Source organism: Asaia bogorensis (assembly GCF_900465345.1).
GTDB lineage: Bacteria > Pseudomonadota > Alphaproteobacteria > Acetobacterales > Acetobacteraceae > Asaia > Asaia bogorensis_A.
Genome location: NZ_UEGO01000012.1, coordinates 50,573 through 65,190, shown reverse-complemented (window position 1 = coordinate 65,190; position 14,618 = coordinate 50,573). Strand labels below are relative to the sequence as shown.

Below are 14,618 nucleotides of genomic sequence, written 5' to 3'. Positions count from 1 at the left end.
GACACATCAGGACCGCCTTGCATGCTGACTCACCTCTCGATACGCGATGTCGTTCTGATCGAGAGGCTCGATCTGCCTTTTCATCCGGGACTGACGGTCCTTACGGGTGAAACCGGGGCGGGCAAGTCCATCCTCCTCGACTCCCTTGGACTGGCTCTGGGCGACCGCGCCAGCGGCGGCCTCGTTCGTGCCGGGACAGATCAGGCTGGCGTTTCCGCCTGTTTCGACATCCCCGATGGCCACCCGGTCCATCAGCTTCTTGCCGAGCAGGGCATTGCCCTTGATGACCCGCATGAACCGCTTGTGCTCCGACGCACGGTCACTGCCGATGCGCGGTCGCGGGCCTACGTGAACGATCAGCCCATTGGCGTTGGGCTGCTGCGTCGCATCGCGGCTCTTCTGGTCGAAATCCAGGGCCAGCACGACCAGATGGGTCTGGCGGATCAGGCGACCCATCTCGATCTGCTCGACGCTTTTGGCGTGGATCGCAGTGCTCGCGAGGCCGTGGCTCGCGCCTATCGTCGCTGGATCGAACTCACTGCGGCCCTCGCCGCAGCGCAGTCCGAAATGGAAGCGACGCGGCGTGAGGAGGACTGGCTTAGACAGGCCGTTGACGACCTCAGCGTTCTTGCCCCGCAGGAAGATGAGGAAGAGCAACTAGCTGCGCTGCGTATCGGCCTGCAGCAAAACGAACGACGTGGCGAGGCCATTGCAGCGGCCCTGTCCGAGCTGACACCGCGTGACCGTCGCTCCGCCACCCCCGCCGCCGCCCTGCGCAATGCCAGCCGCACGCTGGCCCGCCTGCTTCCCTCCCCCGGCGACGACCCGGTTGCCCATTCCGCGCAGCAGGCCCAGGCGCAGGAGGCACTCGAGGCTCTGGAAAAAGCTGAAGAGGCGCTTGCCGAGGCCGAAACCCTGCTTTCCCGTCTTGCCGCTGATGCAGACACCGATCCCCGCCTGCTTGAGGAAACTGAAGAACGTCTGTTTGCCCTGCGTGCAGCGGGTCGCAAGCATGGTGTGGCGGTCAATGAACTGGCCGCTCTGCTGGCGAGCCTTCAGGCCCGCCTTGAGGCGCTGGATTCAGGCAATGCCCGTATTGATCAGCTGATGGCGGAAACGCAAGCAGCGCGCGAGGTGTTTGCCACAGAAGCAGAGAAACTCAGCCAGATACGCGAGCGCGCTGCGCGTCGGCTTGAGACCGCTGTCATGGCCGAACTCAAGCCGGTCAGGCTCGAGCGCGCCAAATTCATTGTTTCGCTCACGCCACTTGCGCCGGAGGCCTGGAACCTGCGTGGCAAGGAGCAGGCATCCTTCCTGATCGCCGCCAATCCGGGCCAACCACCTGGCCCACTGGCCAAGGTGGCCTCGGGCGGCGAATTATCGCGCCTCATGCTGGCTCTGAAGGTCGTGCTTGCCGAACGCTCGGCTATACCGACGCTGGTTTTCGACGAAGTGGATTCCGGCGTTGGCGGGGCTACGGCCTCGTCCATCGGTGACCGCCTGCATCGTGTAGCGCAGGATGTACAGGTGCTTGTCGTCACCCACAGCCCGCAGGTTGCGGCGCGTGGCGACCAGCATCTGCGCATCAGCAAGCGTATCCGAAAGGACAGGACGGAAACCCTTGCAGAAAAACTCTCCGCCGAGGAACGACGTGAGGAGATCGCGCGTATGCTGGCTGGCGAGACCATAACGGATGCCGCGCGTACGGCCGCTGACAGCCTGCTGGAACAAGAGTGATGACTGATACCCCCGCCCATGAGCACGCCAGATTAGCGGCGCTCATTGCGCGCTGGAACGACGCCTATTACCGCGACGACGCCCCTGAAGTGTCAGACACGGAATATGACGAGACCAGAAGGGCGCTCCTTGCCCTCGAAGAAGCTCACCCTGACCTCAGGATTGAGGGCGGCATCTCGGAGCGCATTGGTGCAGCGCCGGACACCGCCTTTGGCAAGCAGCCCCATCGCGTGCCCATGCTGTCGCTCGACAACGTCTTCAATACCGAGGAATTCGAGGCTTTCGTGGCAAAAGCAGCCCGCTTTCTCGGGCTGGATGCCAAGGCGGCCGATCAGCTCACTTTCGTTGCCGAGCCCAAGATCGATGGCCTGTCGATCAACCTCACCTATGTAAACGGCGCGTTGCTGCGCGGGACGACACGCGGGGACGGGCTGGTGGGCGAGGACGTCACCGCCAATCTGAGAACCATTGCTGACATTCCGCAAAAGCTCGAAGGAGAGTTCCCGCAGGAGATCGAGATACGCGGCGAGATCTTCATGGCAAAGGCCGATTTCCTGTCGCTCAACGAGACAATGCAGGCACAGGGACAGAAGGTTTTCGCGAACCCGCGCAACGCTGCCGCAGGGTCACTGCGCCAGCTTGACCCCAATGTGACCGCCAGACGCCCGCTGTCGCTTTTTGCCTATGCGCAGGGCTTTTCGAGCCAACGCTGTGCCGCAACACACTGGGACTGGCTGGAGCAGTTGAAACGTTGGGGCTTCCCGGTCAATCCGCTTTCAACACGCATCGGCCATGCCAGCGAGATCGCCGGTTATATCGCCAATCTTGCCCGCGAACGCTCATCCCTGCCCTATGACATCGATGGTGTCGTCTTCAAGCTGGATGATATCGACCTCCAGACCCGTCTTGGCTTTGCAGGCCGTGCACCGCGCTGGGCCATTGCATGGAAATTCCCCTCCGAGCAGGCCATCACGCGACTGGAAAAAATCGAGATACAGGTCGGGCGCACAGGCGCGCTTACCCCCACGGCCCATCTGGAGCCGGTCAATGTCGGTGGTGTCATCGTGTCACGCGCAACGCTGCATAACGAAGACGAAATTGCGCGCAAGGATGTCCGCCCTGGCGATCTGGTGCGTGTGCAGCGCGCAGGCGATGTCATTCCGCAAATTCTCGGGCCTGTTCCTGAGGATAAGTCGCGCGGTCCGGCTTTCATCTTCCCGACGCATTGCCCCGTCTGTGGCGCCCTGACAGAGCGCCCCGAAGGCGAGGCTGTACGACGCTGCACTGGCGGCTTGACCTGCGAGGCGCAGGTTGTCGAGCGCCTGATTCATTTCGTCTCCCGTCCGGCATTCGATATCGAGGGGCTGGGTGAGCGCTCCATACGCGAGTTCCACGAGATCGGCCTGATCGACCGGCCCGGCGATATTTTCCGCCTGCACGACAAGGCCGACATCATCCGTGACCGTGAAGGCTGGGGCGAGGTATCGACGCGCAATCTGCTCAATGCCATCGAGCAGCGCCGTACCATCGCTTTCAGCCGGTTTCTCTTCGGGCTTGGCATACGGCGTATCGGCGAGCGCAATGCCCAGCTTCTGGCGCGACATTACCAGACCTATGAAGCCTGGTTCGACGCCATGCACGCTGCCGCCATGATCGGTTCTGACGACCGCCTTGCCCTTGGCAGCATCATGGGTATCGGCCAGAGCATTGTGGCCGATCTCCTGGCCTTCTTTGCCGAGCCGCATAATGTGGAGGCGCTGGCTGATCTGCGGGCGCAACTTACAATCGAGCCGGAATCCCGCCCCGAGGAAGGCCCGCTTTCAGGCAAGACCATCGTCTTTACCGGCACATTACACACCATGACCCGCCCTGAAGCAAAGGCCATTGCCGAACGTCTGGGCGCGCAGGTGAGCGATTCCGTGTCGAAAAAGACCGGGCTGGTGGTGCTGGGTGAAAAAGCCGGATCGAAAGCAAAGAAAGCTGCCGAGCTTGGGCTTGAGACCTGCGACGAGGCAGGCTGGCGCGCAATCGCCGGGTTGCCGCCAGCCGGTTAAGGGCGGATACTGCGCCATGAGCCAAGAAAAACATCAAAGCAGGCTCTTCTTTTTCCAGCCCATTCAGAATGAGGAGTCAGGCACATGATGCTGCTGCTTCTGGGCCTCGCGGCCATGGTGGCAGCGATTGCCGTCTCGATCCTGATATCACTCTCCGAGATCTCCTTTGCCGCAGCGCGTGACATTCGCCTGCGTGCGCTGGCCGATCAGGGTGACGCCCGTGCGGCGGCTTTCCTCAAGCTGCGGCGTAATAGCGGGCAGGTCATCACCGTCCTACAAATCTGCCTCAATGCCGTAGGCGTTCTTGGCGGTGTCATATCCAGTGAGCTTCTCACACCGGCCTTCAGCACGGCCCTCATCGAAGCCGGGTTGACACCAGGTGTCGCCACCAAGACGGCGGCGACGCTGGCCTTTGTGATCGTGACGGGCCTGTTTGTCCTGTTTGCTGATCTGCTGCCAAAACGTATCGCCCTGAACAATCCGGACCGTGTGGCGCTGCGTGTCGGCTGGTTCCTTACCGGGGCGCTGAGAGTGCTCTACCCCGCCGTCTGGATTTTCTCGGTGATTTCAGACTGGCTGCTCGCCCTGCTGCGCATCCCGGCAGCCTCTGCTGTCGAGCCCGTCACGCCTGAGGATCTGAACGCCATGCTGGCCGCAGGCACGGCATCCGGCGTGTTGCAGGAAAAAGAGCACCAGTTGATCCAGAATGTTCTGGCGCTGCAGGATCGCTCTGTAACCTCGGCCATGACCCCGCGAGACGAGATCGTTTTTCTCGACGTGCAGGAGAGCCTTGAATCTCAGCGTGACAAGGTACGCATCCGTCCGTACTCACGCTATCCGCTCTGTGATGGCGGGCTCGATCACGTGATCGGCTCGATCCGCGCTGAGGACGTTCTGGTCGCGGTCGTGGATGAGGTGCCAGCCTACACCGATCCGAGCCAGCCTATTACCAACCAGATTTTCCGGATGCGTCGTGACACGCTTTCGCTGCCGGACACGCTGAATTTGTGGGACACACTGGCGCAATTCGACTCGCATGGTGCAGGCTTTGCGCTGATCGTGAATGAATATGGTCTCGTGGTCGGTCTGATCACGTTCAAGGACATCATGGGCGCGCTCATGGATGGACTGGCAAGCCCGTTTGAAGAGCAGGCCATTGTGCGACGCGACGCAAATTCGTGGCTCATCGATGGAGCGGCTCCCATCGGGGACGTGTTCCGTGAGCTCGATATCAACCTCGACGCCGAGCGCGATCTGTTTCACACGATCGGTGGTTTCGTCATGCATCGCCTGCGCCGCATGGCGCGTAAGGCCGACCGGGTCGAGGCCGCGGGCTATCGCTTTGAGGTGGTCGATGTGGATGGTTTCCGCATCAATCAGCTTCTGGTATCCCGTATGGCGCAGGGTGACGCGTAGGCACCGTTTCCAGCGTTGGCCACGCCTCAAATCAGGGATACTCGTCATATCGGGCGGCTATCCGAAACGGCGGCAATCGAAATTCTCCTGACGCTTAGAGAAAACCGGAGCGTCTGAAGAACCGCCTCCGGGTGAGCCCCCTGCTTGTCCGTATCACGGCGGCAATCCTGACAGCGCACAATGTCATGGCGGGCTTCGATCACAGGAAAGCCCGTCGATATCCTGCCGAGACCTCCCAAATCTGCCTCCAACGGAGGCACCATTACAGACCCGTATCTGACAAAGGATTTCCCGGCCTGCACCAGGCCGCTGCGTGCTTGACCTTCTGAGCCTGCGGGGCGTTCCTGTTGCGCGGGTCAGATTTCGGGTTGGAGGCACATGTCAGAGGGGGTGGAAACACGCATACGCTGGTGGCCCGTCCCCGCCGATCTGCCCAACCCACCCTTCCCGCCCGGATGGATCGGTTTTTCCCTGCGCAGCTGGGCGGCCGTCTGTCTCGCCCTTGCCACCGCCTTCTGGGCGCAGCTCGACTCTCCTGCTGGTGCCGCTGTCACCGTCATGATCATCACCCAGCCTTTGCGCGGACAGGCCCTTTCCAAGGCGCTCTACCGGCTGGTTGGCACGGCCCTTGGTGTGGGGGCTTCCATCCTGCTCATCGCCTGTTTCAGCCAGGATCGCGGCATGATGCTGGGTGGATGCGCGCTGTGGCTGGCAGGCTGCACCTATATCGGGTCGCTGGAACGCCATTTCCGCTCTTATGGCGCGCTACTCGCGGGTTACACGATCGCTCTGGTCGCCATCAACGTAATCGACACACCGCAGAATGTGTTTGACGTCGCCCTTTCCCGCGCAAGCTGTGTGGCGATTGGCATTGCCTCTGTGGCCTTCGTCAACATGCTTACCGGCTCACCCAAGGCGTGGCAGAAATTGGCGGATAGTCTCGAGGCCAAGGCGGGTCAGATCCGGGCTTTCGGACGCGACGCCATGCGGGGCGATTCCGTGCCTGATGCGATGGAGACTACCGCCATCGCAGGCGAGATTCTTTCGCTCTCGGCCCAGATTACCTATGCCCGTACCGAGATCGACCGCTCAACGCGGCGTAGCGCCGGGGCGCGTCTTGCGATTATCGGCATGCTCACCGTTCTTGGGTCGGGACGCGCCATCGCCCATATCCTGCGTCACAAGAGTGTCTCTGCTCTCGCGCATCGTCACGTGCTGGCATGGCACGAGTTACGTGAGGACAATAGCGACCGTTACGAGACGGTTGGCTCCCTGATGGACGCCATGCAGGCGGAAGCACCGGATTATCACCCCGACGCCCATGATGCGCATTTTCTGGAGCGCAGCGCCGTCATGCTCAGCAACCGGCTACACATCGCGACGGGCATTGATACGCTTCAGCACGCCACCCCTGCAGGAAACGCCCTCAAACTGGCACAGCTCGGCCAGCATGCCGATCACGTCGCCGCGTTCATCAACGCGTTACGGGTCCTGCTGGGGTTTTCGATCACCGCCGGGCTTTGCATCGCCAGCGATCAGCCTGCCTCCATGGCGGCTCTGTCACAGGCCGCGCTGATCCTGACGCTCGCTTCCACCGCACTCGACACCTCCCAATTCGGCATGGGGGCAATACTGGGCCTCTCATTGGCCGTGGCTGTGGCCATCGTCATGAATTATTTCGTGCTTCCGCATATCGCTGCTTTCGGTGCGCTGGCCCTGGTCTTTCTGCCCCACACGATCTTCGCCTGCGTTATGCTGATGAACGCCCGCACAAGCGCCATCGGGTTCAATTACGGGGCGTTTTTTCCGATCATTCTCGGTCTGAGCAATCATCAGGATTACGATCCGCTCGCCTTCATCTCGCGCAATATTTTCTATCTGATCTCGGGTGTCGTTGCCTTCGTCATTCTGGTCCTGCTTTTCCCTCCCACGCCCAAAAGCCGGCGTTTTCGTATCGCTGCCTCAATCGGTCAGGATCTCGAGGCCCAGCTGCATGGAAACGGGAAGCCAGCCGGGGCACGTTTGCTCAGCCTTAAATATGACAGGCTCGCGCAATTGCTGACCTGGACAAAACGCATGGACGCGCATCGCCGCGTCAACCGCCATGTCTTCAATCGCCTCGTCATGCTGGAAGATCTCGCCACCACGCTGGCGCGGGTGCGTCATTATCTGGATGAGGCTGCGGCCTCGCCGTGCCTGCGCCTTCTCGCTACTGAAGCACATGGGCTGATCAATACCGCTTCGTTTCCCACCCTTGGTCATGCCCTGCCACAAATCAGCAACCGCTTTCTCGATATCGCGCGCACGGCGCGCGACCATGAGCGCAATCTGGCCGTGCTCTGCGCGGGCAGTCTTGAGGCTGTGCGGTCCACACTTGAGGATAATCGGTCGACCTTGCGCCATTTCGGCCTGGGGCGTCGGCGATGGTAGGCGGGACTTCCACACGCGACACGGGTGATGGGTATGAGTGAAGTCATCGACCTCGAAGGCGTTCTCGTCTCGGCCTTTGTCGCCAATCTGTTTCTCGCTCTCCTCACGCTGGCCATTGTGCGCTGGTGCTTCGGCCGTCTCAATCTGTGGCGTTTTTTCTGGAATCCGCCACTCGCGCAATTCGGCCTGCTTGTCTGTCTGCTTGGCCTTTATACCTGGCTTTTGTGAAGGTAATCCGCTCGTGCTCGCTCGTGCCTCCCGCCTGATCCGGTGGTTCATCACCCTGTCGATCCTCGTGGTCGCCGGGATCGTTATCGTGATCCTGTGGGATTACTATACCGCAGCCCCCTGGACCCGTAACGGACAGGTCCGCGCGCAAGTCGTGAACATGGCGCCGCGTGTTTCAGGCGAGATTATCGAAGTTCGGGTGCAGGACAACGAATTCGTGCATCGGGGCGACGTGCTCTATGTCATCGATCCTTTCGACTTCAAGGTGCGTGTCGCCTCCGCCGAAGCCAATCTGGCCGAGCGCAAGGCCGATCTCGATTTCAGGAATTCGCAGTTCCAGCGGCGGCGGATCATCCCGGGTGTTGCTGTATCCGGCGAGGAAAAACAGCAATATGCCGCCGCCGCCGCTCAGGCCCGTGCCCAGTATGACGCCGCACAGGCAGCCCTCAGACAGGCCCGCATCGATCTGGAGCGGACGATCGTGCATAGTTCGATCGATGGCTACGTGACAAACCTGCTCATGCGGCCCGGTGATTTTGCCACAGCCGGCCATGTGAATATCCAGATCATCGATTCCGCCTCCTACTGGGTGGACGGCTATTTCGAGGAGACCAAGGTCCATAATATCGAGATTGGCGACCCCGTCCGGATGGATCTCATGGGCGGCCATCATCCTGTGTTCGGCCATGTCGAGAGCATTACCCGCGGCATTTCAAGCATGAATGCCTCGACCGCAACACAGGGCCTGCCATCGGTGGACCCGGTCTATACATGGGTAAGGCTGGCCCAGCGTATCCCGGTGCGTATCCACATCGACAAGCTCCCCCCTGATCTGCATCTGGCAGCGGGCATGACGGCCACCGTCACGATTGTCTCCGAAAACGGCCACAGGCGGCACATGTCCACAAAGGACGCGCTTCATCATTTCGGAGACGACATGCGTCATGTTATTGGCCATTAGGAAAGCGGAATGATGCGATGGCACGCAGGCGTCTAGCCTTTTGAAGAAACAGGGAGCCACCGGAGTGACCATGCGAAAAGCCCTCCTCCTGATTGACGTACAGAATGACTTTTTGCCCGGCGGTGCGCTCGGCGTGCCCAATGGCGATGAAATCTTCCCGGCAATCGACATGCTCCTGTCTCTTGATTTTGCAGCCGTGATCGCCAGCCGTGACTGGCACCCGCCTGAACACTGCTCTTTCACGCCCTATGGCGGTCCCTGGCCCATTCACTGCGTAGCAGGCACGAGCGGGACCGATTTTTCTCCCCGCCTGAACCAGAGCCGACTCAGCCATATCGTCCATAAGGGGCTGGATATCGCCTGTGATTCCTACTCGGCCTTTTTCGATAACGATCAGGTTCACGCCACCGGGCTCGAAGGCCTCCTGCGCGGGCTCGATATCGGGCAGGTCACGCTTTGCGGCCTCGCGCTCGATTACTGTGTTGCCGCAACCGCCCGGGATGCGCGACGGCTTGGCTTCGCAACTGATATCGCGCTCTCCGCCTGTCGCGGCATTGCCCCTGACCCTGCCGCCTGCCTGACGGAACTGCACACGCTTGGCGTGAACCTCATCGAGGCCTGAGCAGGCGGCATTGATGCAACGCCGTACGACACAGGCGTCTTGTCAGGGCAATCACGAGGCGGCAGGTAAAAGCCGTCTTTCTCCCGTTTCTATCTGGACCATTCATGCGCCCGCGCCTTGTTCATCATGACTGATCGCGCGAAGCCGTTGTGCAAGAAAGCCGTTCGAGCGGCGTTTCTGGTTCATCGCTGGCTGGGTATTGGCCTTGGTGCGCTGATGCTTCTCTGGTGCCTGTCCGGGATGGTCATGCTCTGGAAGCCCTGGCCCCAGCCAGACGAGCGGCTTGCCAGACTGGCACATGAGCCCCTCCGGTTCGATCGCCCTCCTGTGCTTCCGGATCTGCATGGTTCCTATCGGCAGTTCCGGCTCGTTATGGCCGGATCTGTGCCCGTTTTGCAGGCGATGGACGACAAGGCAGAAAGCCGGAATTACGACCTGCGCACTGGCCTAATTCTGGGTCGTAATGATACCTATCCCGACCCTGCCGCTCTTGCGGAGGTCGCTGGCCGCTATGCTGCGCTGGAGGGCGAGACCGCCCCACCCGTTTTCAGGGGGCTACGCCGCGTGGATCAATGGATCCTGAATACCAAGGATCATGATGCAGGGTTCTATTGCTTCGATTTCGACAGCCCGCGCCACACGATCCTCTATCTCTCTCCGCTGACGGGCGATGTCGTGCAGGCCACCACCCGCAAGACACGGTTCTGGTCATGGCTTGGCGCTATCCCCCACTGGCTGTATTTTTCACAACTGCGCCGTTACCCCGTCATCTGGTCTGACACGCTCATTATCCTGTCAGCCCTTGGCGTCACCCTGACCACGCTCGGGCTCTGGATCGGTCTGCGCCGCTTCCGGGTCGGGCGTCGTCTTTCACCCTATCGCGGCGCGCATCTCGTTCATCATGCTGCCGGGTCGGTCTTCGGGCTCTTCCTCCTGTCATGGATCCTGACCGGGTTTCTCAGCATGAACCCGGCGGGGCTGATGGCTCACAAGCCCTCCCCCCTCTGGATGTCCCAATGGCGCGGCACCCTGCCCGCCTCGGCACTGACGCAGACAGTTGCTGCTCTTACCCGCGTACCCCATCAGTCGTTTCGCGACATTCTTGTCCTGCCCGGTGCGCATGGAACGGGACTTGCGGTGACAGAGGCAGAGGGCAACCCACAGCGGCTGGATCTGACACTCGCTCCCTCACCCCTGACCAGGCAGGAACTTGTCGATACGATGGCTCAGACGGGTACAAGGGCTGAGGTAACGCTCTTGCAGAACGATGATGCCTATTATTTCTCGACGCGTCACAAACGCCGCGTCTTTCCGGTTTTTCGTCTTATCGGAAAAGACAGGGCAAGACTCTATCTCGATGCCCGGTCCGGCGAGGCGCTGCTGCGTATCGAGACATCAGAAAAAGGCTCACGATGGGTCATCTATGGTCCCCATGATCTCGATTTTTTCTCGTGGCTGCGTCAGCCAGATGCACGGCTCCGGATCATTCTGCCCCTGCTCGGCGGTGTCAGCCTGATATGCCTTTCTGGCCTGTGGATCAGCGTGAAGCGCTGCCGGCATCGACGCCGCAGCCCGGCGAGGCTTGACCGTACAACACGTAACAGATCAGGAAGAAAACCACGCCGCCATGCAAGATCGTGATGCAAGAGAGCCAAGATGACACCCCCTTCTGCCACACAGCCTGAACGACAAGCCTATCCTCTGGGTATTTTATGCGGCGCAGGCGCAGGGGCTCTATGGGGGCTGGTTTTTCTCGCCCCTGAACTGGTGCGTCATTTCTCGCCGCTTTATCTCGCTGCCGGGCGCTACCTCGCCTATGGCGTTATTGCACTGGTCCTGATTGGCGCGCGATTGCCCGCGCTATGCCGGATTCTTGCCGCTCGTGACTGGAGCACATTGTTTCGTCTCTCGTTTCTGGGGAACAGTTTCTACTATGTCATGTTGTCCATGGCCGTGCAGAAGGGCGGGATTGCCCTGACTTCCCTTGTCATAGGGTTTATGCCTGTGGCCGTGACGATTATCGGCAGTCGCGACAGCGATGCCCCGCCGCTGCTCAAACTCGCGCCATCGCTGTTCTTCTGCATGATCGGCGCTTTCTGCATCGGCTGGCAGGCCCTGTTTCAGGTAGAACTGTCGCCGGGAATTGCGGGGCACAACCCTGTTCTCGGCCTTGCATGCGCCTGCGCTGCACTGGCCTCCTGGACCGGCTTTGCTGTCGGGAACAGTCGCGCCCTTGCGCGCCTCGATCATGTCTCAGCACATGACTGGAACCTACTTACGGGGATCATGACTGGCGCACAGTCTCTTGTGCTCTTTCCTGCGGCTATCCTGAGCGACACAGCGCAGCATAGCCATCATGACTGGCTTGTGTTCTGGGCGGTTTCGGCGGGAGTGGCCTTTATTGCCTCGGTCTGCGGCAATGCCTTGTGGAACCGCATGAGCCGGTTGCTACCGCTCACCCTCACCGGGCAAATGATCCTGTTCGAGACGCTTTTTGCGCTGATCTACGGGTTTGCGTGGGAGCAGCGCTTGCCACGCCCGCTGGAGATCGGCTCCTTCGTGTTTATCATCGCCAGCGTCCTGTCATGTGTTGCGGCGCATCGTCGCCCCGCCCAGGAGGCCGTAACCGAACAGGCGATGTGACGCCTGCTCGCTGATCTGTCAGGACACTCACGGAGTACACGTCACGCGCTGGAGTTGCGCTCAGGCGAAGAGGGTCAGGGCTTCCTTCACGCGCTGCTCGTTCAGCGGTTTGGAGAGAAATCTGGCCCGTGCCGGAAAAGTGGCGAGTTGCGGCACGCCGCGGCCGCTGGTCACGATGATCTCGATCGGTGGCCAACGATCCCGCACAAGAGCAGCGAGACGAAGTCCGTCCATGCTGCCTGGCATATCGACATCAGCCAGCACGATACGGATGTCAGGTCGGGTTTCCAGAACGATCAGGGCCTGATCGGCGTCCGAAGCTTCTGCGACAGCGTAACCGGCTTCCTCGACCATATCCATGAGGCACATGCGCTGCAGCGGTTCGTCTTCCACCACCAGAACCGTGGGAAAGCAAGACGTTGCGCGCGATGTAGCCTGTGCCATCATGTCCTCATGATCTTTTCTGCATCGGCCCTGAAGCTGGCCGACAGACCTTCAGTTCGATAGCGCAGCTCGACGCCGCCCGTTCCAATCAGCCCAAAGGAAATAAGGCGTGAGCCAAATCCGCCACGCACGGGCTGCGTGGCAGGCGGGCCATTGCGCTCCTGCCAGTTCAGCACAAGCTCGCTGTTACCCCCTTGATATTCGATTTCCCAACTGATCTCGATCTCGCCTTCTGATACCGAAAGCGCCCCGTGCTTGCAGGCATTCGTCGTCATTTCATGAATTAGAAGCGCCGTTGACATCGCCGCCCTCGAGCCAAGACGGATGACAGGCCCAGACAGGCGGCATCGCTCATCCATGCTGGCATCACGCAGGATGTTGGCGATGAGATCACCCAGATGCGCTGCACGCTGGTCGTCTCCATGCAAAAGATCATGGGCCCGTCCCAGTGACTGGAGACGCTCGTAGAAACGGCTCGCATCCTCTTTTGACAACGCATCGCGCAGTGTCATTCTGGCGACCGCCTGCACCATGGCCAGTGTATTGCGCAGTCGATGGGCAATCTCGCCATTGACCATGGCCTGCATTTCATCGGCCCGCCGGCGGGCAATGGCCACCTCAAGACGATCCGCCGCATTGTGCAGCCAGTGGATCTCTTCAGTGGTCCATTCATGCGGGTGGGAAAAATGCAACAGTACAAGGGCTACATTGCGCCCGTCTTCGCGCACCGGGATATTGATGACGCCACGCGCATTGAGCGCCAGCCACCCTGCACTGTCATCTGCGGTGCGCGGATCGGTCAGAATGTCAGTGATCACGAGCGCCTCACCGGCGAGAAGTGTCTCGCGCAGCCTGCCGTAATCATCAAAGCGGTACCGCCCCTTGATGGAAGGCATACCCTCTACTGCCCATCCCTCACTGACGGTCAGGCTCTCTATATCATGGTCAAGCTCACCATAGGTCGCCCGGTCTGCATCGAATGCCTCACCAATAACAGCCATAGCCCGGCAGGTCATGACATCAACATCACGCTCGTCGCGCAGCACGTCTCCGAGTGCGATGAGGCCATTCTGCCGCCTTTCCGCCGCGACCTGAGCGGTGATCTCACGAAGGGTGAGCGAAAAGAAATCCTGCCCGACCGGATAGAGCGTCCCCTCGAACCAGCGACGCAGTTTGCGCACCTCCTGCACGAAAGGCACAGGGCGGTTTTCATCTACAGCCTGAGCGGCGAGCGCAAACCAGTGCGATTCAACCCAGGGAAAGATGGCGCGACATGTCTGGCCGATCGCCTCATGGGCCGCGACCCCCATATGGCTCTCCCATGAAGGATTAACCTCCTGGTACCGCCAGTCATGTACATGCCCCGCCTCATCACGAATGACCTGAGCGAGAAAATACCCTTCATTCATGGTCTTTATGAGACTGCGCCAATGGGTCTGCGCCCGGTCATTGGCCAGGCTCTGGCGGCGCAGCTCAAGCAGATCAACAACCAGACGAGCGAGCTTTTCGAGGGCGTCTCGCTGTACGTCTGAAAGACCACCTGGCCTGGGTACAGGATCGAAAACTGCCAATGCACCGATCGTGCCAAAAGGCGTGCGCAGTGGCACGCCTGCGTAAAAGCGCAGATAGGGCGCCCCAAGCACCAGAGGGTTGCGCTCGGTACGGGGGTCGAGCGAAAGATCCTCGATCTCGATGACGGCGTCCATACTCGCCACCATGCCGCAGATGGCGTGATCAAGATCAGTCTGGCATAAACCGATCCCCTGACGCGCCTTGAACCACTGGCGGTCATGATCAATCAGACTCACGACGCCGGAGCGGGCCTCGCAGATCTGGGCAGCGAGAGCGACCAGATCATCATAGCCGCGCTCGGGCGGCGTATCGAGGATATCATAGGCGCGCACCCCATGTGATGTCGCTGTCTTTTCGACCATACCCGGTTCCATGCACCTCAGGTCCAGAGCGCTCACATGAGCGTTCTGGCTTACGGCTTCAAGCTTGTGCGACAAATGTGCGATGCTGATTGCCCCGACCATACGGTGTTACATACCCGGTGGACAACCGCTGTTTGTTTGCATTTTGA

General features: G+C 60.5%; 11 protein-coding genes. 9 read left to right on the top strand and 2 right to left on the bottom strand.

Translation table 11 applies throughout. The annotated features are described in order from the left end of the window. The first annotated feature begins 21 nt into the window (after positions 1 to 21). From recN to ED655_RS05935, 9 genes are all read left to right on the top strand, one after another. A complete protein-coding gene (recN, locus tag ED655_RS05975; protein ID WP_122049389.1) occupies positions 22 to 1,737 on the top strand; it encodes a DNA repair protein RecN in 1,716 nt (571 codons plus the stop codon). Further along, entirely contained in the window at positions 1,737 to 3,791 is a 2,055-nt protein-coding gene (gene ligA / locus ED655_RS05970) for an NAD-dependent DNA ligase LigA (protein ID WP_122049388.1), read from the top strand. The genes recN and ligA overlap by 1 nt, the downstream gene beginning before the upstream one ends. 84 nt (positions 3,792 to 3,875) lie before the next feature. Continuing rightward, positions 3,876 to 5,207: a hemolysin family protein gene (locus ED655_RS05965; RefSeq protein WP_205835995.1), complete on the top strand. Its 1,332-nt coding sequence runs from the start codon at positions 3,876 to 3,878 to the stop codon at positions 5,205 to 5,207. Between the two features lie 378 nt (positions 5,208 to 5,585). Then, on the top strand, positions 5,586 to 7,637 hold the full coding sequence (locus ED655_RS05960; RefSeq protein ID WP_122049387.1) for an FUSC family protein: 2,052 nt from the start codon (positions 5,586 to 5,588) through the stop codon (positions 7,635 to 7,637). A gap of 33 nt (positions 7,638 to 7,670) precedes the next feature. Then, positions 7,671 to 7,865 carry a DUF1656 domain-containing protein gene (locus ED655_RS05955; protein ID WP_023978594.1) on the top strand — a complete coding sequence of 65 codons (195 nt, stop codon included), beginning with the start codon at positions 7,671 to 7,673 and terminating at the stop codon, positions 7,863 to 7,865. Positions 7,866 to 7,878: 13 nt separating this feature from the next. Beyond that, entirely contained in the window at positions 7,879 to 8,826 is a 948-nt protein-coding gene (locus tag ED655_RS05950) for an HlyD family secretion protein (protein ID WP_023978595.1), read from the top strand. 70 nt (positions 8,827 to 8,896) lie between these two features. Beyond that, on the top strand, positions 8,897 to 9,448 hold the full coding sequence (locus ED655_RS05945) for a nicotinamidase (RefSeq protein ID WP_122049386.1): 552 nt from the start codon (positions 8,897 to 8,899) through the stop codon (positions 9,446 to 9,448). A 126-nt stretch (positions 9,449 to 9,574) separates the two neighbouring features. After that, complete coding sequence (locus ED655_RS05940) at positions 9,575 to 11,089, top strand: PepSY domain-containing protein (RefSeq protein ID WP_162993411.1); 1,515 nt, start codon at positions 9,575 to 9,577, stop codon at positions 11,087 to 11,089. A 15-nt stretch (positions 11,090 to 11,104) separates the two neighbouring features. Further along, positions 11,105 to 12,091, top strand: coding sequence for a DMT family transporter (locus ED655_RS05935; RefSeq protein ID WP_122049384.1), 987 nt, complete (start codon positions 11,105 to 11,107; stop codon positions 12,089 to 12,091). A gap of 60 nt (positions 12,092 to 12,151) precedes the next feature. Here the strand turns inward: ED655_RS05935 and ED655_RS05930 are convergent, their stop codons facing one another. After that, complete coding sequence (locus ED655_RS05930) at positions 12,152 to 12,538, bottom strand: response regulator transcription factor (RefSeq protein ID WP_205835994.1); 387 nt, start codon at positions 12,536 to 12,538, stop codon at positions 12,152 to 12,154. After that, positions 12,535 to 14,469, bottom strand: coding sequence for a GAF domain-containing protein (locus ED655_RS05925; RefSeq protein WP_162993410.1), 1,935 nt, complete (start codon positions 14,467 to 14,469; stop codon positions 12,535 to 12,537). The genes ED655_RS05930 and ED655_RS05925 overlap by 4 nt, the downstream gene beginning before the upstream one ends. Between the last annotated feature and the right edge of the window lie 149 nt (positions 14,470 to 14,618).

What these genes read in the sequence shown, in the direction of transcription:
- recN (WP_122049389.1), top strand. Translation starts at nt 22, where the DNA reads ATGCTGACTCACCTCTCGATACGCGATGTCGTTCTGATCGAGAGGCTC.
- ED655_RS05960 (WP_122049387.1), top strand. Translation starts at nt 5,586, where the DNA reads ATGTCAGAGGGGGTGGAAACACGCATACGCTGGTGGCCCGTCCCCGCC.
- ED655_RS05925 (WP_162993410.1), bottom strand. Translation starts at nt 14,469, where the DNA reads ATGGTCGAAAAGACAGCGACATCACATGGGGTGCGCGCCTATGATATC.
- ED655_RS05930 (WP_205835994.1), bottom strand. Translation starts at nt 12,538, where the DNA reads ATGATGGCACAGGCTACATCGCGCGCAACGTCTTGCTTTCCCACGGTT.
- ED655_RS05945 (WP_122049386.1), top strand. Translation starts at nt 8,897, where the DNA reads ATGCGAAAAGCCCTCCTCCTGATTGACGTACAGAATGACTTTTTGCCC.
- ED655_RS05935 (WP_122049384.1), top strand. Translation starts at nt 11,105, where the DNA reads ATGACACCCCCTTCTGCCACACAGCCTGAACGACAAGCCTATCCTCTG.
- ED655_RS05955 (WP_023978594.1), top strand. Translation starts at nt 7,671, where the DNA reads ATGAGTGAAGTCATCGACCTCGAAGGCGTTCTCGTCTCGGCCTTTGTC.
- ED655_RS05940 (WP_162993411.1), top strand. Translation starts at nt 9,575, where the DNA reads ATGACTGATCGCGCGAAGCCGTTGTGCAAGAAAGCCGTTCGAGCGGCG.
- ligA (WP_122049388.1), top strand. Translation starts at nt 1,737, where the DNA reads ATGACTGATACCCCCGCCCATGAGCACGCCAGATTAGCGGCGCTCATT.
- ED655_RS05965 (WP_205835995.1), top strand. Translation starts at nt 3,876, where the DNA reads ATGATGCTGCTGCTTCTGGGCCTCGCGGCCATGGTGGCAGCGATTGCC.